Annotated in this window: 25 protein-coding genes and 1 other annotated feature; of the genes, 17 read left to right on the plus strand and 8 right to left on the minus strand. The window is 39.9% G+C overall.

What is annotated here, in order from left to right; all coding sequences use genetic code 11:
• The first annotated feature begins 3 nt into the window (after positions 1–3).
• From G6R02_RS18790 to murB, 5 genes are all read left to right on the plus strand, one after another.
• Positions 4–942 (plus strand): siderophore ABC transporter substrate-binding protein, encoded by a 939-nt coding sequence (locus tag G6R02_RS18790; RefSeq protein ID WP_164670899.1) that lies wholly within the window; start codon positions 4–6, stop codon positions 940–942.
• Positions 943–1,154: 212 nt separating this feature from the next.
• Positions 1,155–1,886: a SurA N-terminal domain-containing protein gene (locus tag G6R02_RS18795; protein ID WP_164670900.1), complete on the plus strand. Its 732-nt coding sequence runs from the start codon at positions 1,155–1,157 to the stop codon at positions 1,884–1,886.
• A gap of 156 nt (positions 1,887–2,042) precedes the next feature.
• Entirely contained in the window at positions 2,043–2,426 is a 384-nt protein-coding gene (locus tag G6R02_RS18800) for a YbaN family protein (protein ID WP_164670901.1), read from the plus strand.
• Positions 2,427–2,453: 27 nt separating this feature from the next.
• Positions 2,454–3,290 carry an alpha/beta hydrolase gene (locus G6R02_RS18805; protein WP_246202666.1) on the plus strand — a complete coding sequence of 279 codons (837 nt, stop codon included), beginning with the start codon at positions 2,454–2,456 and terminating at the stop codon, positions 3,288–3,290.
• A gap of 22 nt (positions 3,291–3,312) precedes the next feature.
• The gene (gene murB, locus G6R02_RS18810; protein WP_164670902.1) at positions 3,313–4,227 is read left to right on the plus strand and encodes a UDP-N-acetylmuramate dehydrogenase; all 915 of its coding nucleotides are present in this window, start codon (positions 3,313–3,315) and stop codon (positions 4,225–4,227) included.
• 208 nt (positions 4,228–4,435) lie between these two features.
• On the opposite strand, the gene ehuA is transcribed toward murB, so the two are convergent.
• The 4 genes from ehuA to ehuB form a co-directional block, all read right to left on the minus strand.
• The gene (gene ehuA / locus G6R02_RS18815; protein ID WP_164670903.1) at positions 4,436–5,206 is read right to left on the minus strand and encodes an ectoine/hydroxyectoine ABC transporter ATP-binding protein EhuA; all 771 of its coding nucleotides are present in this window, start codon (positions 5,204–5,206) and stop codon (positions 4,436–4,438) included.
• A 22-nt stretch (positions 5,207–5,228) separates the two neighbouring features.
• Positions 5,229–5,930 (minus strand): ectoine/hydroxyectoine ABC transporter permease subunit EhuD, encoded by a 702-nt coding sequence (ehuD, locus tag G6R02_RS18820; RefSeq protein WP_164670904.1) that lies wholly within the window; start codon positions 5,928–5,930, stop codon positions 5,229–5,231.
• A complete protein-coding gene (locus G6R02_RS18825) occupies positions 5,927–6,556 on the minus strand; it encodes an amino acid ABC transporter permease (protein WP_164671134.1) in 630 nt (209 codons plus the stop codon). Before G6R02_RS18825 ends, ehuD begins: the two co-directional genes overlap by 4 nt.
• Before the next feature lie 150 nt (positions 6,557–6,706).
• Complete coding sequence (gene ehuB / locus G6R02_RS18830; protein WP_164670905.1) at positions 6,707–7,624, minus strand: ectoine/hydroxyectoine ABC transporter substrate-binding protein EhuB; 918 nt, start codon at positions 7,622–7,624, stop codon at positions 6,707–6,709.
• 491 nt (positions 7,625–8,115) lie between these two features.
• Here ehuB and G6R02_RS18835 point away from each other — a divergent pair, with 491 nt between their 5' ends.
• Both G6R02_RS18835 and ytzI read left to right on the plus strand, forming a co-directional pair.
• Complete coding sequence (locus tag G6R02_RS18835; RefSeq protein WP_164670906.1) at positions 8,116–9,030, plus strand: ketopantoate reductase family protein; 915 nt, start codon at positions 8,116–8,118, stop codon at positions 9,028–9,030.
• A gap of 2 nt (positions 9,031–9,032) precedes the next feature.
• Entirely contained in the window at positions 9,033–9,191 is a 159-nt protein-coding gene (gene ytzI / locus G6R02_RS18840; RefSeq protein ID WP_164670907.1) for a YtzI protein, read from the plus strand.
• Between the two features lie 467 nt (positions 9,192–9,658).
• On the opposite strand, the gene G6R02_RS18845 is transcribed toward ytzI, so the two are convergent.
• Complete coding sequence (locus tag G6R02_RS18845; RefSeq protein WP_164670908.1) at positions 9,659–10,636, minus strand: ring-cleaving dioxygenase; 978 nt, start codon at positions 10,634–10,636, stop codon at positions 9,659–9,661.
• Positions 10,637–10,725: 89 nt separating this feature from the next.
• Positions 10,726–11,292, minus strand: coding sequence for a M15 family metallopeptidase (locus G6R02_RS18850; RefSeq protein WP_164670909.1), 567 nt, complete (start codon positions 11,290–11,292; stop codon positions 10,726–10,728).
• A 148-nt stretch (positions 11,293–11,440) separates the two neighbouring features.
• On the opposite strand from G6R02_RS18850, the gene G6R02_RS18855 reads away from it, so the two are divergent.
• Genes G6R02_RS18855 through G6R02_RS18870 form a run of 4 tightly spaced genes read left to right on the plus strand, consistent with a single transcriptional unit; the run spans position 11,441 to position 13,985 of the window.
• Positions 11,441–12,079 (plus strand): glycerol-3-phosphate acyltransferase, encoded by a 639-nt coding sequence (locus G6R02_RS18855; RefSeq protein ID WP_425509077.1) that lies wholly within the window; start codon positions 11,441–11,443, stop codon positions 12,077–12,079.
• A 12-nt stretch (positions 12,080–12,091) separates the two neighbouring features.
• Entirely contained in the window at positions 12,092–12,580 is a 489-nt protein-coding gene (locus G6R02_RS18860) for a DUF456 domain-containing protein (RefSeq protein ID WP_164670911.1), read from the plus strand.
• Between the two features lie 14 nt (positions 12,581–12,594).
• Entirely contained in the window at positions 12,595–13,431 is an 837-nt protein-coding gene (gene thiD / locus G6R02_RS18865; RefSeq protein ID WP_164670912.1) for a bifunctional hydroxymethylpyrimidine kinase/phosphomethylpyrimidine kinase, read from the plus strand.
• 2 nt (positions 13,432–13,433) lie between these two features.
• Complete coding sequence (locus tag G6R02_RS18870) at positions 13,434–13,985, plus strand: cysteine hydrolase family protein (RefSeq protein WP_205520257.1); 552 nt, start codon at positions 13,434–13,436, stop codon at positions 13,983–13,985.
• 147 nt (positions 13,986–14,132) lie between these two features.
• On the opposite strand, the gene G6R02_RS18875 is transcribed toward G6R02_RS18870, so the two are convergent.
• Complete coding sequence (locus tag G6R02_RS18875) at positions 14,133–15,413, minus strand: MFS transporter (RefSeq protein WP_164670913.1); 1,281 nt, start codon at positions 15,411–15,413, stop codon at positions 14,133–14,135.
• 186 nt (positions 15,414–15,599) lie between these two features.
• Positions 15,600–15,824 (plus strand) — a binding site (T-box leader).
• 49 nt (positions 15,825–15,873) lie between these two features.
• Here G6R02_RS18875 and proS point away from each other — a divergent pair.
• From proS to G6R02_RS18900, 5 genes are all read left to right on the plus strand, one after another.
• Positions 15,874–17,313, plus strand: a complete 1,440-nt coding sequence (gene proS, locus G6R02_RS18880; RefSeq protein WP_164670914.1) for a proline--tRNA ligase — start codon at positions 15,874–15,876, stop codon at positions 17,311–17,313.
• 310 nt (positions 17,314–17,623) lie between these two features.
• Positions 17,624–18,076 carry a DUF2188 domain-containing protein gene (locus G6R02_RS18885; RefSeq protein ID WP_164670915.1) on the plus strand — a complete coding sequence of 151 codons (453 nt, stop codon included), beginning with the start codon at positions 17,624–17,626 and terminating at the stop codon, positions 18,074–18,076.
• A 373-nt stretch (positions 18,077–18,449) separates the two neighbouring features.
• Positions 18,450–19,238 (plus strand): transporter substrate-binding domain-containing protein, encoded by a 789-nt coding sequence (locus G6R02_RS18890; protein WP_164670916.1) that lies wholly within the window; start codon positions 18,450–18,452, stop codon positions 19,236–19,238.
• A gap of 33 nt (positions 19,239–19,271) precedes the next feature.
• Positions 19,272–19,931: an amino acid ABC transporter permease gene (locus G6R02_RS18895; RefSeq protein ID WP_164670917.1), complete on the plus strand. Its 660-nt coding sequence runs from the start codon at positions 19,272–19,274 to the stop codon at positions 19,929–19,931.
• Positions 19,924–20,646, plus strand: coding sequence for an amino acid ABC transporter ATP-binding protein (locus tag G6R02_RS18900; RefSeq protein WP_164670918.1), 723 nt, complete (start codon positions 19,924–19,926; stop codon positions 20,644–20,646). Before G6R02_RS18895 ends, G6R02_RS18900 begins: the two co-directional genes overlap by 8 nt.
• Before the next feature lie 491 nt (positions 20,647–21,137).
• On the opposite strand, the gene G6R02_RS18905 is transcribed toward G6R02_RS18900, so the two are convergent.
• Positions 21,138–21,617, minus strand: a complete 480-nt coding sequence (locus tag G6R02_RS18905; protein WP_205520276.1) for a glutathione peroxidase — start codon at positions 21,615–21,617, stop codon at positions 21,138–21,140.
• 236 nt (positions 21,618–21,853) lie between these two features.
• On the opposite strand from G6R02_RS18905, the gene G6R02_RS18910 reads away from it, so the two are divergent.
• Positions 21,854–22,858: a TAXI family TRAP transporter solute-binding subunit gene (locus tag G6R02_RS18910; protein ID WP_164670919.1), complete on the plus strand. Its 1,005-nt coding sequence runs from the start codon at positions 21,854–21,856 to the stop codon at positions 22,856–22,858.
• Positions 22,859–22,938 lie beyond the last annotated feature (80 nt).

The raw sequence follows: 22,938 nt of genomic DNA on the forward strand, positions 1-22,938 counted from the left end.
TAGATGAAGAAGCTTTTAGTATTGATTATTTTGAGTTCTCTAGCGGTTTTTGCAGCGGCATGCGGAGCATCAGATGCAAGCAGTGATGATACAAGCGGCAGTAAAGAAAAAATAACTGTTTCCCATGAATTAGGAGAAACAGACGTACCAAAAAATCCTGAAAAAGTAGTTGTGTTTGACTTTGGAACATTGGATACCTTGGATAAACTTGGCATAAGTGTTACAGGGGTACCAAAAGGCAGTATTCCGTCATACTTAGAAAAATATGAAAGTGATGAATATGAAAATATCGGCAGTTTAAAAGAACCGGACTTTGATAAACTTGCACAAATGAATCCGGATCTGATTATTATTTCAGGCAGACAATCTTCGCTCTATGATCAGTTAATGGAGATTGCACCAACTGTGTATCTGGGCGTTGATACAACAAGATACATGGACTCATTCAAGGAAAATCTGAAAACAATCGGCACTATTTTTGATAAACAGGATGAAATCGACCAGGAGCTTAAGTCAATCGAGCAATCAATCGCAGACTTAAAGGAAAAGGCAGCGGCAAGCAATAAAAATGCACTAATCATCCTGGCCAATGACGATAAAATAAGTGCATATGGTCCAAACTCACGATTTGGGTTAATCCATGATGTGTTTGGAATTCCTGCTGTCGATGAAGGAATCGAAGTGTCGACGCATGGCATGAACGTATCATTTGAATATGTTGTTGAACAAAATCCAGACTTACTCTATGTTATTGATCGTGGTGCAGTAGTAGGAAGTGAGTCCTCTGCAAAACAGATTGTCGAAAATGAGCTGGTAAAAAACACGAAAGCTTATCAAAACGATAATATCGTCTATTTAAATCCTGATTATTGGTACTTATCCGGCGGTGGCCTTGTCTCCGTACAGGAAATGATAAATGAGATTGATAAGAGTTTAGATTAGATATCGGAATATAAAAAGGGGGTAATCAAAAGGAGATTGCCCCTTTTTATATGGCAGAAATAAGTAATAATTGTAAATGAAATGTTAATAATCTGCTTGAATCCGTACGGGACAGGCAGAAGGAGTATTACTGGGTTTTTTTAAAACTTGCTATCTGCCCATCAAATATGTTTGAATGTAAGAACAATGATATGAAATGAGGGAATCCTTTAATGAAAAAATTCATAATGCTATTAATGGCAGTAAGCTTAGCAGCCGTATTAGCAGCATGTAACGGTGATGACTCCGCTGAAAACAAAGAAGACAATAAGGATAAACAAGCCGAACAGGCTTCAAAACCGGTTGAAATAACTGATGAAGAGAAGGTTAAAGAAGACAAAGTAGTCGTTAAAATAAATGGTAATGACATTAAAGGTAAGGAGTACAATGATGCCTATGCACAGACAAAAGGCATGATGAGTCAATATAACCAGGATGTCAGTGATAAGAAAAAGCTGAAAGATCAAACACTTAATATGATTATCCAGCAGGAACTCCTGAAACAGGATGCTAAAAAACAAGGCATTGAAGTAACGGACAAAGAGGTAAAGTCTGAATTTGATAAAGTCAAGTCTCAAAATAAAGAGCAGTTTGAGTCGACCTTAAAACAATTACATTTAACAGAAGAAGCGTACAAAGACCAACTGGCTTTCTCGTTGACGCTGGAAAAATATGTTGACAGTCAACTGAATACTAAAGTAACTGATAAGGAAATACAGTCATATTACGATCAGTTGAAAAAACAAAATGAAGCAGCATCTGAAGATAAGAAGCAGGAAATGCCGAAGTTGGAAGAAATTAAGGATCAAATTAAATCACAATTGATAAAGCAGAAAGAGAATCAGCAGCTTCAGGCGAAGATTCAAAAACTGAAAGACCAGGCTGAGATTAAAAAAATGATTTAAATGAAATAAAAGCATCGCTCCGCAGTTGGAACGATGCTTTTATTTATGGAGACAAAAATGTCATAAATTTTATATACAGAGTAAGGCACATTGGCTGGCTGAGTGCTATAATAGTAATAAATACTACACTAAAAATGAATAACAGCTGGTGTTAAAATGAAACAAATAACAAAGGTACTTTTAATTATAGCTGGGTCGATTTCTTTAGGATTAGGGATTTTAGGCATTCTTCTGCCGCTTATTCCTACTACTCCTTTATTGCTTTTGGCAGCTGCATGCTATGTCAGAAGTTCAGATCGACTATATGACTGGCTGATAACCAATAAATATTTTGGATCATATATTGTGAATTACCGACAAGGAAAAGGAATTCCATTAAAAGCAAAAGTAATGGGTGTAACACTGATATGGATTTCCATAGGTTATACAATCGTTTTTGTTATACCGTTAGTCATGGTTAAAGTTCTGCTATTTGGTATCGCGGCATATTTTTCATGGTTTATTTTAAAACAAAAAACACTGCAAAAAGCAGAAAGATAGAAATTATTTAGTCAGAGGGGTCAAGTTTTGAAAAAGAGACAAATAATGGGAGCAGTATTCCTTTTTGCTGTACTAACAAGTATTATGCTTATTATTTATGTACCAAAGGAGATACATTCTGAACACTACAAAGGGAGTCCGGCAGTATTTGTTCATGGATATAAAGGGACATATAATTCGTTTGGCAATTTACTGAACAGGTTCGAAAATAAGTATAACTGGGGTAATAAAGCGTTGGTGTACCGGGTTTCACCGGAAGGAAAAGTGAATGTATATAATCTGAATAAAGGAAAGCAGGAACCATCCTTTGTCCAGGTTATTTTTGAAAATAACCGGGCAAGTTTTGCTGATACAGCTGAATGGCTGTCATTGGTAATGGCACATATGAAAGATACATATCAGATTAATACAGTTAATCTGGTTGGTCATTCAATGGGCGGACTCGTGTCACTGAAATTTATAGAAGATTACCAGGACCCTGAGAGGTATCCGCGTGTTACTAAATTTATTGCAATCGGGAGCCCGTTTGACGGGATTTACAATGAGCAATATTTTACAATTCATCGTGACGCCGGAGCAACTGATCTCAAACCTGATTCACTTGCATTGCAATTGCTGCGGATGAATAAAGAAATGATTCCTGAAGACCTTGAGGTATTGAGTATAGGCAGTACCAGTGATCTTGTGGCGGTGCCGGAAAGTGTCCAATCATTGCGGCATATTATAGGAGAAGATCAACTGCAGGAAATAATGATAGAAGATAAAACACTTGGGCATAGTGAGCTGCATGAAAATGCTCAGGTTGATAAACTCATTCATTCATTTTTGCAATCAGGAAATGCATCAGATAGTATAACTTATTAAAATTAGTAAAAGGAATGATTCGGTGGAAAATCATCATCATATGTACGACAAATTAACCAGAATTACACCTGAGAAAAATGTGATGGTTAATGAACAGTTGAAAAATCATATGTATACCCGTTTGGGCGGGCAGGCTGATTTTTTTGTCACACCAGAAACATATGAGCAAGTACAGGAAGTCGTTAAATTGGCTGCCAAAAAAGATGTTCCGTTTACGCTGCTTGGGAACGGTTCAAATTTAATTATAAAAGACGGTGGAATTCGTGGGATTGTACTGAATTTAAACCAGCTGACAAACATAACAACAGATGGTACGACGATTGTAGCGCAAAGTGGTGCGAGGATTATCGATGTATCCAGAGAAGCGTTATCCAGAAAACTAACCGGTCTTGAATTTTCCTGCGGGATACCAGGGTCCGTCGGTGGCGCATTATTTATGAATGCGGGTGCATATGGCGGAGAAATTAAGGACGTATTGGAAAGTGCTGTTGTCATTGACCGTAATGGTGATTTATTTTCATTACCCGCAGAAGATCTTGATTTGGAATATCGTTCAAGCAATATCCCTGAAAAAGGATACATTGTATTGGAAGCGACTTTTTCACTGAAGTCCGGAAACTACGATGAAATTAATGAAGTCATGGAAGATCTTACGTTTAAACGGGAGTCCAAACAGCCCCTGGAATATCCATCATGCGGGAGTGTATTTAAGCGGCCACCGGGATATTTTGCCGGGAAATTGATTCAGGACAGTGGCCTTCAGGGAAAACAAATCGGCGGGGCACAGGTATCACTGAAACATGCTGGGTTTATTGTGAACAGGGATAATGCATCTGCGGAGGAATATATTAGTTTGATTCATTTTGTTCAAAATACGGTAAAAGAAAAATATGGTGTCAACCTTGAACGTGAAGTAAAAATAATTGGTGATGATTAGATGAATTAATCAAAGCTGTGGCTGTGGAAGGGATGGCTGCAGTTTTTTATTGGGGAACTCGCCGGAGTAAGCATCATTTCCACGGGGATAAGCACAACATCGGCAGAACAGGCGCAACATCGGCAGAAGAGCGCAAACATCAGCCTGAGAACAACAAAATCACATAAAAAAAGCTGACTCAATAAAATGAGTCAGCTTTTCCCAGCTATTAAGCTCTGAATCTGTGAAGGAAGCTTTGCAGGCGATCGTTTGTTGAATTCTCCAGCACTTCCATTGGTGGTCCTTCCTCAGCGATTACTCCATTATCAAGGAATAGAACGCGGTCAGCAATATCACGTGCGAATTCCATTTCATGTGTAACCAGAACCATTGCCATTTCGCCTTCTTTTGCGATATCACGGATAACTTCCAGCACTTCCCCGACAAGTTCAGGGTCCAATGCTGATGTTACCTCGTCAAACAACATGATTTTTGGTCGCATAACAAGTGCACGAGCCATCGCTACACGTTGTTTTTGCCCGCCTGAAAGTTGGCTTGGATAGTTATCCAGTTTGTCTCCCAGTCCAACTTTTTCGAGCATCTCAATGGAACGTTTACGGGCAGATGCCTTTTCTTCTTTTTGAACGTGAATTGGCGCCGTCATGCAATTTTCCAAAATAGTCATGTGCGGGAATAGATTAAAGTGCTGGAATACCATACCGATATCCCCGCGTACTTGTCGTAAATGCTTTTCATTGGCAGGTACAAGTTCTCCGTTCTTTTCCATTTGCCATAAGTTCTTGCCATCGACAATAATACTTCCTGAAGTTGGCTCCTCCAATGTCATCAGCATACGGATGATGGTTGTTTTACCGGAACCACTTGGGCCGATGACAGCAACTTTTTCAGCCGGCTTAATATCGAGGTCAATGCCTTGTAGTACTTTGACATCGCCGAATGATTTGTGTACATCTTTATAACTAACGATAGGTTCAGACATGACATCACTGCTCCTTTTCTTCTTAATTTGCCTTGCTTCCTGAAGGTTCACTTTTATCGAAACGTCGATTGAACTTAACTTCAAGCTTCTTAACTAATATTGCAGACGGGTAACTTAATACAAGGAATAATATCGCCACAATTGTTAGTGCCTCCAGGTATCTCCAGTGCTGGGCACCATAATCGTTTGCCATTGCGAGAATACCAAGTACACCGATTGTTGATGCCAATGGAACTTCCTTAAACATGATAATTAAATAGTTTCCCAGCATCGGTATAGTCGGAGGTAACGCTTGCGGCAAAATAATTTTTGTCCATTTTTTCCCCGTTGAATAGTTCAATGCTCGTGCTGCTTCCCATTGACCTTGACCTACGCCGTCAATGCCGGACCGGTAAACTTCTCCAATATACGTACTGTAATGAATTCCCAGTCCAAGTACCGCACTTGTAAAAGGATCCAGTGCAAATCCGATTACAGGAACCATTGGAAAGGCGTAGTAAATGAAAAATAATTGTACCAGTGGTGGTGTGGAACGGATAAATTCCATAATCCACAATAAAGGCAATCTTATTACCGTTATTGGCATACGTTTTATCAGTGTCCAGATAAATCCAAAGATTAACGCAAATAAATAACATGCAATTGTTAATCCGATCGTAATGCCAAGACCTTCTAATACGATAGGGAAGGCATCATAAAACGTTTCCCAGCTCCAGCCGCTCATTGACTAGCCACCCCTTTCTTAGAAGCACTTTCCATTTTCTTGGTAAGCCAAATTAATGGAAGAGCTATTATAAAGTAGAATACTAGTACTAAAAAGTAAACAGTTGGTGCTTGTGATAGATTGGAGCTTCGCAAAATATCTCCGTAGTATAAAATGTCCATCATACCAATTAATGATACAAGGGAAGTTGATTTGAGCATAAGGATAAGATAGTTACCAAATTCAGGAAGCATCATCCGTACAGCCTGTGGAAAAATAACAAGCCGCATACGTTGAAAACGCGACATATTCAGTGCTGTGGAAGCCTCATATTGCCCCTTTGCCACAGACAGAATGGAACCGCGAACAATTTCAGACATATATGCACCATAGTTTAAAGAGATTGCCAGTACACCTGCCCAAAAGTTACTTCCAACTTCTACACCAAATAATATCGGAAATGCATAGTAAAGCCAGAATAATTGTACAATCAGTGAGGTCCCACGAAAGACTTCTACATAAAAACCTGTGAATTTACGGAGGATAACGTTATTTGAAAGTCGGCAAAAACCTGCAATAAAGGCCATTAAATAGCCTAAAACGATTGAGGCCAGAAGAACAGTAACTGTTATTTCAACACCCTTCATTAAGACAGGGAAAATATCCGCTATCGCATTAATGGTAATCACTCCTTTTACATTTTTAAATTATATATTTATAACAAAAGCATAGGGTCTGACTCCCCTAGGAGAGGGAGCCGGACCCTATGGAGTCTTAGAAATTATTCTGAAAGATAATTAATACTGTTCACCGCTGCAAACGCCCTCTGTTGTAATACCTTCTGGAACTGAGTTGTTTTCTGCGCTAAATCCGTTCTTTTCAAGAAGTTCTTTAACTGTTCCGTCTTCTTTTAATTTAGCTAACGCTTCGTTATATGCTTTACGCAATTCATCATTGTCTTTATGGAATGCAGCTGCACCATAACTTGGAATTCCTTCAATATCAGGCTGTTCAAAGTCACTTACGAATTCCAGCTTATCGTTTCCGGCAGATTCCAGTGCCATTTTTACAGTCATTTCTGTACCAGTAGTTGCATCAGCACGACCGGAAGCTACTGCTGAGAATGTTGCAGGAATATCCGGTGCAGTTTGGATTTGATCCTCTTTTACACCCATTTGCTTAACGTACTCAATTTCAGTAGCACCTTGCATGATGGAAACAGTAGCACCTTTATCAGCAATATCTGTGTAGCTGTGTAAATCCATTGGGTTGCCTTTCGGTACTACAAGCCCTTCCCCATATACCATTTCAGGTTCACCGAAGTCAGCATTTTCACAACGATCTGGATTAATCGCCATACCTGCTGTGATAACATCAAACTTTCCGGCATTCAAACCAGGAATTAACTGACTGAAATCAGCAAGTTGTGCTTCCATGTTGTCAACACCAAGTTCTGCGAATACAGCCTGTGCAATATCAACGGCTGCACCTTTCAGTTCACCGTCTTCCTGATATCCATATGGTTCTTCATTGGCAAATCCGATTGTTACTGTACCTTTTTCCTGAAGTTCAGCTAACAGGCTGTCTCCGCCTTCACCTTCACCTGAACTTCCGCTATCTCCATCACTACCACTTGCATCATCACCGTTAGATCCGCAAGCAGCCAGCATAATAAGTGCCAGACCAAAAATTGAAGCTAGTAATAGTTTCTTCATCTACTAAATGACCTCCCATTTTTTTTTAGATAAACCATAATCACCACCATGAAATGTTGGCGAAAAGATAGTTCACCTTTTTTTCTTGTTACTTGTTTCTCTCCCTTTAAAGCGGGAAACTTAAGTACTGTTGTCCAATTTCTGTTAACTATGAAATATAATTGTCTTTGCTTACGACTTTTTTACTAGAAATTGAACGGGGTGAATAAGTGGGGAATGCTCTTTCAAGCAGTCATACTATAATATTATAGGCTATAGTCTATTGGTTCAAATGCAATATTTTTAGATAATTTGGAATTTACCTGCGAATATTTTTATGTGAACCATAAAGCTTTTATATACAAAGACATGCTCCAAAATAACTTGTATTACTTGTATATGCTCAACATTTGCCGATATTACATAAAAATTCCATTAATCTATGAAAAATGGACAAACCGATGGATATCGGAGTACGATTATGAATAATAATATTGCAGGGAGGAGATTTTATGCATATTGTTGTGTTGGGTGCTGGTGCTCTTGGAGGATATTTTGGTGCACGGTGGGAAGAGGCTGGAGCTGATGTTACCTTTTTGGTGCGTGAAAAAAGGGCGGAACAATTTCACAAATATGGATTGAAGGTAAACAGTACACAGGGTGATTATACAATTGCCGCACCAAGGGTTGTTACCAATGTACATGATATTGAAGCGCCGGATCTGGTTTTTGTCAGTGTTAAAGGTCACCATTTACAGGGCATTTTGGAAAACGTCAAAATATTGACGGAAAAAGGTGCTTTTGTCCTGCCTGTTTTAAACGGTATCGAACACATAAATGTTTTACAGAATGAAGTTGGAATGGAGTCAGTCATTGGAGGTTTGGCCTTCATTATGGCTACCTTGGATGATTCTGGTCACGTTGAACATTCAAGTGATTTTCATAGACTCGCTTTCGGACCATTAGTACCTGAACAAACAGATTTGTGTAATCGACTGGCGGAAGTTTCCAGTGAAGCAAAGATGGAAGCAGTCAACAGTCAGTCCATATTAAAGGAACTTTGGAAAAAATATTTGTTTATCAATGCCTTCTCCGGAATTACAACGGCGACTAATTTACCGATTGGACAAATACGTTATAATAGGGATACGTTTCAAATTGCCGTGAATATTCTGGAGGAAATGCAGCAACTGGCAGCCAGTTATAATATTGAAGTTACTGATAAAGAAGTTGATGAGGCAAAAAGTAGTTTGTTGAAGATAAATGAAAATGCTACATCATCCATGCACCAGGATCGTCGCAAAGGACTGACGCTTGAAGTGGACCATCTTCATGGCGGAGCAATTCGCCTGGCAAAGGCTAAATCTGTCAGACTACCATTCATCGAAGCTGTTCACGGAATAATAAAACCTTATGAAGGAGTATAGAAATGATAACAATCATTATAATAGCGATTGCAATAATGTTAGCCGTATTAGCTTTCACGTTAATTGCCATATCTAAAGGTTATGACTACAAACATTCAATCGATCCATTGCCTGAAAACGATACGGATGATCAGCAAATGGAAAAAGATCACACGATGTAGTGTAATAAGTTTATCTTTAATGGAGATAATCCATCAATTTAGATAAGTAGTGGTTACTGCGTATTTAACCAATTAATGGATAATATGTCCGGTAAAACATTAAAATCAGTGTAGTTTTGGTATATCCTTTTATTTATTAAAAGCAAAATCCAGCGCAGGAAATACACGGAGACTCCTGTGGGAGCAGAGGCCTAGATGAGACTCGCAGTGTGACAACACGGAGAGGCTCATCAGCCGCCCACGGAAAGCGAAGTGTATTTCCGGAGCGGCGGACTATACTCATATAAAATTACGTCGTAGATTATAACTTTTGGGTAAAAAACAAAAAATTTATACGAAATTCTCCTTTAAAATAACCGAAAATATGTCTTCCAAATATGGACACAGGTAATATCAGGTCATACAAAAACGCTTGGATGTTACATTCCAAGCGTTTTTGTAAATCATATTGAATCCATGTTTCGTATTTAGTGCGTTCTTTTTGTATCCAATGGTTTTAAGTTGGCTTCAATTTCTTCACGCCGGTCCTCGAAAAACGGAGGTAAGGCCAACGATTCGCCAAGGTAGTCTATCGCTTCATCAGTTGCAAATCCTGGACCGTCAGTTGCCAGTTCGAAAAGAATTCCATTTGGTTCTCTGAAATACAATGATTTGAAATAGAATCGGTCCACTAAGCCTGAGTTCGGGATGCGTGCAGCCTGTACACGGTCTTTCCACTGCTTCAGCTCATTCTCATTGTCCACACGGAATGCTACGTGATGGACACTTCCGCGGCCTGGCCGTTCCTTTGGCAGGTCATTACGGGTTTCTACATGCACTTCTGCCCCGGTTCCACCTTCCCCCGTTGCAAAGACAAGAATGTCGTTCTGACCTTTAACAGGTGATGCATACCTTCCAACTTTTTTAAACGTTAGCAGTTCTGTTAATACTTTAATCGTTGGCTCAGAATCAGGAACGGTTAACTTTGAAGGACCAAGTCCAATAATTCCTTTGTCAGCGGGAACACTGCTATGCTCCCATACCTTTCCTCCTTGAACACCAGTATTATTTTCATCAGAGATTAGAGTTAGTCGTTGTCCCTCGGGATCTCGGAAATGGATGACGTTGCGTTCCCCCTGATTTGTTATCCCATCATGATTAACGTTATGTTCGGTCAGCCGATTTTGCCAATACTCCAACGCATCATCATTTGGAACCCGAAGTGAGGTTCCTGAAATACTGCTGGTTCCTTGATAGGTTGTACCTGCCATTGGTATTTCAAAAAATGTAAAATCTGTTCCGGGATTTCCAGCTTCATCTGCATAAAATAAATGATACACAGACGGGTCATCCTGATTGATTGTCTTTTTAACCAGACGCATTCCCAAAACTTCTGTATAAAAGTAATAGTTTTCTTTTGCCTTTGCAGTAATTGCTGAAACATGATGAATTCCTTTTAGTTCCATTGAAAAAGTCTCCTTTCGGGATAAATTTATTCTGAATTCAGGATAATTTTATTATATGCTATTTTTCATAATTACTCTACTATATTGTCTTATTTTTTATCCGACTCATGCGATGGCCGCAGTCCCTTTTGCAGCTGACGGATGCTAAGACCAAAGTCCATCTGTAAATGTGGATAATCTTTAAATTTGTTCCAGTCACCACCCCACTCAAATCCCAGTTCTTTTGCAATATCCGCTGCTTCAAACCAGTCTGATTTGCCGTTACCGTTTCCGTCATAGCTGGTATCCCAAATAATTTTCCCTTCATTATTGCGAATAGCATAATCAACTGCCAATCCATAATTATGATAGGATTCACCGCCTTTCGCATACGTGACAATGCTGCCTTTTTCTGACCGGCCTTGTTGATATAATTTATTCTGACGCTTTATCGAACGGACTTTTTCAGTGATAACAACATCAATATTCTGTTTCGCAACTTTTCTTACAAGCTGCTCCGTTTTTTCGGCAACTACTGGATCAAGTTTATTGGCTGGAAGCGTATCTTCACCTAAGTCACGATACCTGTCATTCGTCTGATTATAAATAATAAAGAGGACACTTATAAATAAAATAATGATTATCCATGCTGTAATATCTTTTCGATAGCGTTTCAATTAGTCATGTCTCCCTTAGGGGTTATCTGTTCAGCTATTATAATAGATACTTTCTTATATATACAATCGATTGTAAAGTGAAAAAGGTGGCATGAACGAATAAAATAATATCCATCTTGCAGTGTTCTCCCAATCACTATAAAATAAAATGAAGAGGGGGGATTTTGTGTATGTTTTAATCGTTATTTTAATCGGTTATCTGTTCGGCTGTATGCACGGCTCACAGCTGGTCAGCAAGTTAAAGAAAGTGGATATTAAAAATACAGGGGTAAAAAATTCCGGTGCATCCAACACAACGATTTTGCTGGGCTGGAAATACGGAATTTTAGTTGCACTTATTGATATTTTTAAAGCGACATTATCGATTTTGTTCGTGTTATATATATTGAATGATCAAGGAATTACTGGAGAAACACAGACTTTACTTGTGTATATTAATGCACTGTTTATCATAATAGGTCACAATTATCCGGTGACAATGAAATTCAGCGGTGGAAAAGGGACGGCTTCACTGGTTGGCGTATTACTGGCAATCGACTGGAAAATAGCAGTTATCGGTATTGTCATTTTGCTTCTTTTTACATTTACTACTGATTATTTGGTTGTCGGTGTCTTATTCATGTATTTTTCTTTCCTGGTTACGACGTATTATTTTTTTGGAATCGAACCGGCAATGGTTGTTGTTCTATTATCCGTGATGTGTATTATGAAACATATGGAGAACTATAAACGTATCATTACAAAAGAGGAAACGAGAATCTCAAGTATGTTCCGAAAAGAATCATAGATGGAGGCAACTATGCTGGATATAATTATTTGGATTGTAATCGTTGTATTATTCATAGCAAGCTTTGCAGGAATTATTTTTCCAATCATCCCATCGCCATTGGTATTGTGGGTCGGATTCCTGCTGTATCATTTTGTGATCAATGCCGATGAACTGACCGTTTTGTTCTGGATAGCGATGGCAATTTTAACTGTTGTGTTAATCGTTTCCGATATTATTGCAAACAGTTATTTTGTAAAAAAATTCGGTGGAAGCAAATGGGGAGAACGCGGTGCAGGAATAGCTGTTATCGTGGGATCTTTCATCATCCCTCCATTTGGGATTATTATCGTACCATTCATCACCGTTCTCGTGATTGAAATGATTCAAAAGAAAACATTTCAGGAAGGACTGCGTGCATCAATTGGCTCATTGATCGGATTTCTTGGAGGTGCAGTTGCTAAAGTTGTACTCCAATTAATTATGATTGTATGGTTTGTTGTAGAGGTACTAATTTGGTAGAAAGGGTTTTTACAATGAAATATCCATCAAGGGTTATAACAATAGCAGGATCTGCAGCAGGAGGAAGTGCTGGTATTCAGGCTGACCTGAAAACATTCCAGGAGCTTGATGTCTATGGGATGAGTGTTGTCACAGCAATCGTGGCGCGGCACCCGGAGACTGATAAAAATGTCCATCCACAGACTATAGAGGCTATTGAAGCACAGTTTGCTACAGCGGTTAAGCAAGTAGGCGTGGATGCCGTAAAAACAGGGATGTTATTTTCAAAAGAAGTTATTGATAAAACGGCGGAAATTATTGCAGGTTCAACTGTTGAATCAGTGGTGATTGATCCGGTAATGGTTGGTAAACTTGATTCAAAACTGCTTGAGGACGATGCAATTGAAGCATTGAAAACAAGGCTCCTGCCAATGGCCACGGTAATTACGCCGAACATGCCTGAAGCATCATTCCTGCTGGATGGCCGTCAAATAAACAGTGTTGCTGATTTGAAACAGGCAGCAATTGATTTGCATCAGCTAGGACCGAAGTATGTACTTGTTAAAGGCGGGCGTTTAGAAGGCCCGGCAGTCGATGTTTTATATGATGGAGAAACACTTACTGCATTTCAGGCACCACGGATCGATACAGTAAATACCAGCGGTGCCGGTTGCAGTTACTCGGCTGCAATAACGGCTTACATTGCTAAGGGATATTCCGTTCTGGAAGCAGTCCAATCAGCCAAAAGTTTTGTAACAACCGCTATCGAATATGGGTTTTCCTATACAGAAATGGTTGGTCCAACATATCATGCTGCATCAAGGAAAAACGGAGAAGCACATAAAATAATTTTATCAGAGGAGCGTGTTTAATAATGGGGAAGCGGGCTTTAATCAATGTTGATTATACCGTTGATTTCGTCGCGGAAGATGGTAAACTGACATGCGGTGAACCAGGTCAGGCCATCGAGGAAAAGATCACTTCACTGACGAAGGAATTTATTGATGCGGGAGATTATGTGGTATTTGCGATTGATGCACATGAGGAAGGAGATACGAACCATCCTGAAACAAAAATATTTCCACCACATAATATTATTGGAACAGAAGGACGGGACCTTTATGGTGAGCTAGCTTCTGTTTATGAAGAACATAAAAACGATAAAAATGTTTACTATTATGACAAAACGCGTTACAGTGCTTTTGCCGGAACCGATCTGGAGCTGAGACTCCGCGAGCGGGGAATTGATGAACTCCATCTGGTTGGTGTGTGTACGGATATTTGTGTACTGCATACTGCTGTTGATGCATACAATAAAGGATTTAACATTGTTGTTCATAAAGATGCGGTAGCGAGCTTTAATGCGCCGGGGCATGATTGGGCATTAGGGCATTTTACGGATACGCTGGGTGCGAAAGTTGTATAAATAATAGAAAGAGGGCTGGGACAAAAGTATTTTATCAAAAGAAAAATCCGAACTAATTGGAAAACGGTGCATACCACCGCTCCGGAAAGTTCGCATATTGTTGGTCTTTTGGATAAACATTTTTGTTATGTCCCAGTTTCTTCCTGTCTACTCTTGATTTAAACCTCGCTTTTCTTCCGCAAATGACAATCCAAATAATTCAGATGTCATCTCATCAGCTTTTGGCAAGTTACGAAGTCTTGGATGGAGCATCCATACAATTGACACGAATGCGAGCCCCAGTCCTGATATGGCAAAAATAAGCGTGCTGCTCGTAATGGTAGCGAAATAACCGCCAGCCAGTGATCCGATTGGCATGGCAATAACAGTCATACTTCTTTGAACCGAACTGATCCGACCCAGCAGTTTATTTGGGATAACCGTTTGCATTACCGCACTGAAAATAACGTTTGTTCCGCCAATTGGTATCCATGCAATTCCATATAAAATAATGGCAATATACGTCCATGGCAATGTAGCTGACAGTACCCAGCAAACGGAACCAATCAAAAATGAGAAAATGGAAAACGATCCAACGCGAAATTTTCCCATCCAGCCGGCAAATAGTGCCCCAATTAATCCACCCGTAGACATAGCGGCTAAATAGAAACCGTAAATTTCCGAACCGCCATGGTCCGCACCAAAGGCCGGCAGAATAGCCAGTGCTGCCCCGATAGCAAAGTTAGCCGTAATGGAGCCGATTAAAAATACTGCCATTAATGAACGAAACACAATGGAAAAACCTTCTTTAAGCTCACCGAAATAGTTTGCCATAACAACCTTGAAGCTTTTTTTCGCAGTCTGTGTTGCTCTTTCTTTTACATGCGGAAGTTTCAACAAGCTGAAAAGAATAGCCGCAACGGCAAATGTAAGCGAGTCAACAAGATAAAGCGTTATTGCTCCCATAAAAGCAACCAGGATACCTGATACAGCATTAAAAACCAGGTCGATTCCCTGATAAGCAAATGAAAAATATGAGTTTCCTTTTATCAGTTCTTCTTTTGTTAAAATGGCTGGCAATGCTTTTGTCTGGGAAGGATATGCAAATTGTTCAATAAAAGAAACAACAGGCATTACAATTAAAACAAGCTGGACGGATAATACATCAAGAAAAGAGGCAGCTGGAATGATTAGTATTAGTACAGCCTGCGATACCTGAGTAATAATTAGTGTTCTTTTGATTGGCCACCGATCGACAAACGGACCCGCAATAAACTGCAGTGCAGATGGCAGCAGCGTCAAGAAACCTGCCAAACCAGTATAAAACGCATTACCTCCAAGGCTGAAAACAAGCCACATAGCTGCTACATAATAAATACTGTCCCCGACGTTTGTAACAATTCTTCCTAAAAACAAATATAAAAAGTCATTATTTTTCAAGATCCCCATAATTAATTACCGCCTTCGTTTGATTTAATTTCATTCTAAGTAATTAAGGTAAACATTAAATCGGTCAGCAGATGTTATTATTCTCGGTCTCGGGACTGAATTTATAATGGGATTTTCCGGGAAGCGGGCCTTTGTTTGTCCTGCTTGACTTTGCCTGTATATCCATATATATTTAAAACTATAATAGATGAAACGTTGACAAGGATTAGTACAATTTGATCGTCTTTCGCAGAGAGGAAATGGTAGCTGGAAATTTCCAGAGACACAATTTGGAACCTGCCTTTGAGTTCGCCATCGGAAAGTTTTACTGTAAGATGTGCGCGGTTCATGACCGTTATCATGTCAAGTGTACAAAGCTTTAGTTTTTTGCTTTGTAAACAAGGGTGGTACCACCAAACCTCGGTCCCTTAGCAGGATGGAGGCTTTTTTGTATATAAATTTTTTAAATAGAGGTGTTTAAATGGGTAAAAAAAATAAGCAGTTTGTTGAAAAAATCACTGCCATGGAAGATGATTTTGCACAGTGGTATACCGATGTTGTGAAGCAGGCGGAATTGGTTGATTATGGGGCAGTCCGCGGCACAATGGTTATTAAGCCGCATGGATACGCAATTTGGGAAAATATCCAGGCGGAACTGGACCGCAAATTCAAAGAAACAGGGCATTCGAATGTATATTTTCCATTATTCATTCCGGAAAGCATGCTGCAAAAAGAGAAAGATCACATCGAAGGATTTGCACCGGAAGTGGCCTGGGTAACCCATGGTGGAGAAGAGGAACTGACTGAACGTATCTGTGTCCGTCCTACATCCGAGGTTCTTTTCGGTGAATACTATGCAAAAAATATTCATTCGTATCGTGACCTGCCGATGCTTTATAATCAATGGAGCAATGTCGTCCGCTGGGAAAAAACCACAAGACCGTTCCTGCGCACATCTGAGTTTTTATGGCAGGAAGGTCATACCTGTCATGCGACTGCCGAAGATGCAGAGGAAGAAACAGCACGGATGCTTGATATTTACGCTGATGTCGCTGAAAATTACCTGGCTATTCCAGTGCTAAGCGGGAAGAAAACAGAAAAGGAAAAATTTGCTGGTGCTGACTATACATTAACAATTGAAGCGCTGATGCATGACGGAAAAGCACTGCAATCCGGAACATCCCATTATTTGGGAACAGGCTTTGCCGAAGCGTTCGATATCCGTTATTTGGATAAAGATGGTGATCAGCAGCCGGTTCATCAGACGTCTTGGGGAATGTCGACCAGAATTATGGGAGCATTGATCATGGTTCATGGTGATAATCGCGGATTAGTCGTTCCACCACGAATTGCACCAACACAAGCAATGATTGTTCCAATTGCCCAGCATAAAGAAGGCGTGCTGGATAAAGCTTACGATTTGCGTGACAAGTTAAAAGGAGTTGCCCGGGTCGGTATCGACGGAAGCGATAAAATGCCTGGCTGGAAGTTTAATGAATACGAGATGAAAGGTGTTCCAGTTCGAGTTGAAATGGGACCAAAAGATATTGAAAAAGAACAAGTTGTCCTGGTTCGTCGCGATACCGGGGAAAAAGAATTTGTTGCACTTAATGAAGTGGAAGAGCGTTTGCCGGCATTGTTGGAGGAAATTCAGCAGGGACTGTTTGATAAAGCATTAAACCACCGGATTGAGAAAACGACAGCAGCAACAAACATGGATGCGTTCAAAAAGAATCTGGAAGAAACACCAGGCTTCATCAAAGCAATGTGGTGCGGCGATATAGCGTGTGAGGAAAAAATTAAGGAAGAAACAGCAGCAACATCACGCTGTATTCCATTTGAACAGGAAACAGTTGCCGATACATGTGTGTGCTGTGGAAAAGAAGCAAAAGAATTAGTATACTGGGCAAAAGCATATTAATTATAAAAATCGAGCGCTCACAGAGTCGCTCGATTTTTTAATCAGCCCGAGAAGCAAAACATCAGCCCGAGAAGCAAAACATCAGCCCGAGAAGCAAAACATCAGCCCGAGAAGCAAAACATCAGCCCGAGAAGCAAAACATCAGCCCGAGAAGCAAAACATCAGCCCGAGAAGCAAAACATCAGCCCGAGAAGCAAAACATCAGCCCGAGAAGCAAAACATCAGCCCGAGAAACAAAAACGTTTACAAGTATGATTCAAAGGGGTATCTGTTATGTAAAACATCCACGTACAAACGGAGGTGAACAACATTGTCCTGGACGACGAATAATTATCCCAGTTCGTTAAAAAATCTGGATTATGCGGTACGAAAAAAGGCGATTGATATTGCCAATGCAATGGTTGATGAAGGGTATGATGAGAATCGGGCAATTCCAATCGCAACCCGGCAGGCAAAAGAGTGGTATGAAAATGCCAGCAGTGAAGAAATTCAAAAGTTTGAAAATCAGGGTAATCCAGTGCAACGGTCTGAGCAGGATAAAAAATATGAAAGCCGTCCGGAGCTCCTGGATCAAGGCGAGCATATTGTCCCTCATGATAATGGCTGGGCGGTTCAGGCAAAAGACGCCAAACAGCCAAGTGATGTATTTGAAAAGAAATCGGATGCTGTTGAACGCGGGAAGGAAATTGCCCGGAATAAAGGTTCCGATATCACGATTCACCGGTCTGATGGAGCGGTCGAAAGGCATTTTTCAGAAGCCTGAAATTTTTGTGGAGAAGGTTTAAAAATACAATAGAATGAATACACAATAAGGGTTAGCCAGATTGAAATTGGTTAACCCTTTTTTTGCTCTAAACATGCATTCAACTCCCGAAAACCAGTTCATTTCGCATTACCGAGTGTCCTTAGAAAACTTTTTTCAAATTAAGCTTGCATGAACCAACTGGTGTATGGTATAAATATACATACTAACTCATAAATATGCAATAAGATGAATATTTATTAAATAAATCTTTTTCATAGGACTGGAGGTGAATCAACGGTATCTGCGGCGAAGGAAATATTGAGTCTAAAGTCGAAAATAAAGGCTTTATGGAATGAAGATTATTACGAAATGAATAAAAGGAGCGAAAACTATGAAACTATCATATGTAAAGATAATTGGATTCATATTACTTATTAGCCTGCTGGCAGCTTGCGGAAGCAACAATGAATCAGATGCGGATGCTGACGCTTCCTCAGATGATTCCGAAAAAAAAGAAACGTTGAAAATGGCAACCTCAGCTGACTTTCCGCCATTTGAGTCAAGAGACCCCGAGGGAAATTTTGAAGGATTTGATATCGATCTGGCCCATAAGATTGCAGATGAACTTGGGTATGAACTGAAAATAGAGGACATGAAATTTGATGGATTAATCGGGGCACTGCAGTCTAAACGTGTTGACATGGTTATGGCCGGAATGAGTACGACAGAAAAGCGCAGAAAGAATGTGGACTTTTCAATTGAGTATAACCGTTCAGGTGAAATGTTTATCAGTAAACCCGATTCTAATATTGGAAGTTTAGAAGACTTGGAAGGCAAAATGATAGGTGTACAATTAGGCACCATTCAGGAAGAGGGTGCTGAAGTACTAAGTAAAGAACACGGATTTGAAGTCAAAAAAGTCGACAATGCAAATATTTTAATTCAGGAATTAAAGTCAGGTCGGATTGATGCTGCATATATGGATAAATCAGTTGCCCTTGGCTATATAGAAGAACAGGGATTTGCAGGATTTGATGATCCAACTACCAGCTCTCCCGGCATGGCAGTTGCATTTCCTAAGGGAAGTGAGCTTGTAGATGACGTTAATAAGGTTCTAGAAAAGCTTAAAGAAAATGGTGAAATGCAGAAACTGAAAGACAAATGGCTGGCAGAACAATAAAAAGATACAGCCGGAGAGGCGAGGTGTTAGGGCATGAATTTGGATTTTAGCCAAATCGTGCCTTATATTCCTTTTATACTGGAAGGGATATGGGCTACATTAAAATTTGTAAGTGTATCAATCATTGCAGGGTTTATCCTTGGCACGATTCTGGCAATCTTCAAAATAGGTAAGGTTACTTTCCTGAAGAGATTTGCCGATGTATATACATCGATTTTCCGTGGAACACCACTGATTTTACAACTGATGATTATCTATTTTGCCGTACCACAACTGACCGGCTACGATATCCCGGAGTTTTTAACAGCAGTACTGGCATTTGGATTAAATTCCGCTGCATATGTTTCGGAAATTATCCGGGCAGGCATTATGGCGGTGGATAAAGGACAAACGGAAGCGGCCGAAGCATTGGGAGTATCCTATCAACCAATGATGCTGAATATCATACTGCCGCAAGCAATTAAAAATATCCTGCCGGCACTAATGAACGAATTTATTACATTAACCAAAGAATCTGCAATCGTGTCTACCATCGGTTACCTGGGTTTAATGCGCAGAGCACAAATAGTTGGTGCGGATATTTACCGGAACTTTGAACCACTGCTCCTCGCCGGATTAATTTACTGGGTTATGGTTTATATTCTTACCTTACTTGGCAAAGTTGCAGAACGGAGGCTGAGACACAGTGATTAACGTGGGTAATCTTACTAAAAAATTTAATAAAAATACCGTTTTGAAAAACATCTCAACTACGATAAACGATGGGGAAGTAGTCGCTGTTATTGGTCCATCCGGTTCAGGGAAATCAACATTTCTCCGCTGTTTAAATCTTTTGGAAAAGCCAACTGAAGGTGAAATATGGATAAATGATAAAGAAATAACAGATCCCAAAATCGATAAAATCGAAATCCGAAAACAAATCGGTATGGTTTTTCAGCATTTTCATCTATTCCCTCATATGACTGTTATGGAAAATATTACGTATGCACCGCAAAAAGTGAAAAAGGTGAAGAAAAATGAGGCTGAAGAAGCAGCGAACCAATTAATTGCCAAGGTCGGTCTCAGTGACAAGCCTGATGCTTATCCGAATCGCCTGTCAGGTGGTCAAAAGCAGCGGGTGGCAATTGCACGGGCATTGGCTATGGAACCAGCTATCATGTTGTTCGATGAACCCACATCAGCGCTTGACCCTGAAATGGTAAAAGAGGTGCTCGATGTGATGAAAGACCTGGCGCAGACCGGAATGACAATGGTTGTCGTAACCCATGAGATGAATTTTGCCCGTGAAGTAGCAGATCGCATTCTATTTTTGGATGAAGGTGAATTAATGGAAGAAGGACAACCGGACACATTTTTCACTAATCCTGAAACAGTTCGGGCAAAATCATTTCTGGATAAAATTTTATAAAAAAGCTGTTTTCGTAAATTAAGTTAGTGTTGATATAAAATGCGAAGTATTCTAGAAAATCTGGTTAGTACCATTAAGTAATGTTCTTTAACGCCGCAGCTGGAATATACTCACTTTCCCGGGCAAGTGCTGAGCCCTCAGGAGTCTTGCATATTCCAGCTGCTGGTTTACAAGGTTAACTATTTTTCGTAATTATAAATTTTATTGATTTACCAAGATAAAGTGAGCAATATTCAGCGGAGGAAATACGCTGAGACTCCTGTGGGAGCAGAGGCTCATCAGCCGCCCACGGCTAAGAAGACACTGCGAAAACGCACTTTTTGAGCAGATGTCGCCTTGGTACCCGGAGGTGTGAAAGCGAAGTGTATTTCCGCAGCGGCGGACTAACACTCATATAAAGTTACGTCGCATTTTATATCTTTTATGTCAATAAACAGCCTATAAAAAAGCACTGCGTAATGGATATGTCCCCATTGAGCAGTGCATTATATCTACATATTAATTGCGCTGTTGATGTCAGTTTTCAGGCTTTCAGGTTTTGTCTGGGGTGCATATCGTTCAATTACCTCACCCTGTTTGTTTATCAGAAACTTGGTGAAGTTCCATTTAATATTCTTTGTAAGCATCCCTTTCGCCTGCTGGGTTAAATGTACAAATAAAGGGTGGGCGTTATCACCCTTAACCTCCACTTTGCTAAACATCGGAAAAGAAACTCCGTAATTTTGCTCACAGAAACTGGCAATTTCCTCATTAGAACCGGGATCCTGATTGTTAAACTGATTACATGGGAAACCGAGCACTTCAAAACCTTGATCCTTATAAGCATCATATAATTTTTGAAGGCCATCAAATTGTGGTGTAAAACCACATTCGCTAGCAGTGTTCACAATAAGAAGTACATTTCCTTGATAATCTGCCAGGGACTTTTCCGTACCTGTCATCGTGGTCGCAGAGAAGTCATATACATTAATGTAAATCAGCCTCCTTTTTACTAAATAATAGCAATATTCTTGCGTTAATGTCAAAGAGCAGTTAAATAATAGAATAAAAAATCTTAATATTCTTATAACTTGAACTGTGCATAAAAAAAAGGTAAAATACATAATAAAACGTTTTCTTGAAATTGAAAACGTAACCATTTGGTTTAGAACATATTGTGATAAACAATATGGTTTAAATAAAAATCTATCTTAAAGGGGGAGTTACTTTGAGAAAAAGAACTCTATTTTCATTAGTTTTAGTTCTGGCCATTGGCATGATTTTAAGTGCTTGTGGTGACAGTGGTGAAGGTTCAGGTTCAGGCGGAGGCGACTCTGAAGGGGCCGTAACCAATTTGACCATGGGAACAGGTAGTGTTGGTGGTGTCTACTATCCACTTGGTGGTGAGATGGCTAACCTGTTTGTGGACAACATTGATGTAGAAGGTTTTGATGTAAGTTCAGTTGAATCAGGTGCATCAGTTGAAAACATCGCAAAAATTCAAGCAGGAGAATTCCAGCTGGGTATTGCACAAAATACGACATTGATTAACGCTGTTAACCAAACAGGGGAGTTCGAAGGAAAAACTACTGATAAAGTAGCTGTAATTGGTTCACTTTATCCGGAAGCACTTCAGGTAGTTACATTGGATTCAACTGGAATTGAGTCAATCGAAGAATTAGAAGGTAAAAAAGTTGCTATTGGACCTCCAGGCGGGGCAACTCGTGAAGCTGCAGAAATGGTATTAGCAGCTTATGGAATTGAAGAGGGCGACTATGAAGCATATGAAGAAGGCTTTGGCGATGCTAAAAGTAAATTGCAGAATGGTACAATCGATGCTTCTTTTGCGGTTGTAGGTGTTCCATCATCAACAACAGACGAATTGGCTAACGCAACTGGGGAAGTGAAGTTCCTTGATATTGAAGGAGACGCTTTACAGACTGTATTGGATCAAAGCCAATATGAAGCATATACCGTTGAGGCTGGAACTTACGAATGGCAGGATGAGCCGGCAGAAACAATTACTGCAATGGCACTCTTGCTTGGTTCAACTGAACAAGTAAGTGAAGATCTTGGCTATCAAATAACAAAAACATTGTATGAAAAATCCGGGGATATGACGATTGAACAAGCTTCATTGATTACCCAGGATAATGCAATGATTGGTGTTGGAGACTTACCGCTTCACCCAGGTACAGAAAAATACTTTAAAGAAGTCGGTATTATTGAATAATGGAAGAGCCGGGCATATACTGTCCGGTTTTTCTCCTTAATGCCTAGACGGGAAGAACGGAGGGAAACCGGTGGCTGAAC

This window comes from Virgibacillus doumboii (assembly GCF_902806455.1).
Lineage (GTDB): Bacteria > Bacillota > Bacilli > Bacillales > Amphibacillaceae > Lentibacillus > Lentibacillus doumboii.

What these genes read in the sequence shown, in the direction of transcription:
- ehuD (WP_164670904.1), bottom strand. Translation starts at nt 5,930, where the DNA reads ATGAGCGGCTGGAGCTGGGAAACGTTTTATGATGCCTTCCCTATCGTA.
- ytzI (WP_164670907.1), top strand. Translation starts at nt 9,033, where the DNA reads ATGATAACAATCATTATAATAGCGATTGCAATAATGTTAGCCGTATTA.
- G6R02_RS18855 (WP_425509077.1), top strand. Translation starts at nt 11,441, where the DNA reads ATGAAGAGGGGGGATTTTGTGTATGTTTTAATCGTTATTTTAATCGGT.
- G6R02_RS18890 (WP_164670916.1), top strand. Translation starts at nt 18,450, where the DNA reads ATGAAACTATCATATGTAAAGATAATTGGATTCATATTACTTATTAGC.
- ehuA (WP_164670903.1), bottom strand. Translation starts at nt 5,206, where the DNA reads ATGTCTGAACCTATCGTTAGTTATAAAGATGTACACAAATCATTCGGC.
- G6R02_RS18860 (WP_164670911.1), top strand. Translation starts at nt 12,092, where the DNA reads ATGCTGGATATAATTATTTGGATTGTAATCGTTGTATTATTCATAGCA.
- G6R02_RS18845 (WP_164670908.1), bottom strand. Translation starts at nt 10,636, where the DNA reads ATGGAACTAAAAGGAATTCATCATGTTTCAGCAATTACTGCAAAGGCA.
- G6R02_RS18875 (WP_164670913.1), bottom strand. Translation starts at nt 15,413, where the DNA reads ATGGGGATCTTGAAAAATAATGACTTTTTATATTTGTTTTTAGGAAGA.
- G6R02_RS18800 (WP_164670901.1), top strand. Translation starts at nt 2,043, where the DNA reads ATGAAACAAATAACAAAGGTACTTTTAATTATAGCTGGGTCGATTTCT.
- G6R02_RS18870 (WP_205520257.1), top strand. Translation starts at nt 13,434, where the DNA reads ATGGGGAAGCGGGCTTTAATCAATGTTGATTATACCGTTGATTTCGTC.
- thiD (WP_164670912.1), top strand. Translation starts at nt 12,595, where the DNA reads ATGAAATATCCATCAAGGGTTATAACAATAGCAGGATCTGCAGCAGGA.
- ehuB (WP_164670905.1), bottom strand. Translation starts at nt 7,624, where the DNA reads ATGAAGAAACTATTACTAGCTTCAATTTTTGGTCTGGCACTTATTATG.
- G6R02_RS18835 (WP_164670906.1), top strand. Translation starts at nt 8,116, where the DNA reads ATGCATATTGTTGTGTTGGGTGCTGGTGCTCTTGGAGGATATTTTGGT.
- G6R02_RS18825 (WP_164671134.1), bottom strand. Translation starts at nt 6,556, where the DNA reads ATGAAGGGTGTTGAAATAACAGTTACTGTTCTTCTGGCCTCAATCGTT.
- G6R02_RS18795 (WP_164670900.1), top strand. Translation starts at nt 1,155, where the DNA reads ATGAAAAAATTCATAATGCTATTAATGGCAGTAAGCTTAGCAGCCGTA.
- G6R02_RS18895 (WP_164670917.1), top strand. Translation starts at nt 19,272, where the DNA reads ATGAATTTGGATTTTAGCCAAATCGTGCCTTATATTCCTTTTATACTG.
- proS (WP_164670914.1), top strand. Translation starts at nt 15,874, where the DNA reads ATGGGTAAAAAAAATAAGCAGTTTGTTGAAAAAATCACTGCCATGGAA.
- G6R02_RS18790 (WP_164670899.1), top strand. Translation starts at nt 4, where the DNA reads ATGAAGAAGCTTTTAGTATTGATTATTTTGAGTTCTCTAGCGGTTTTT.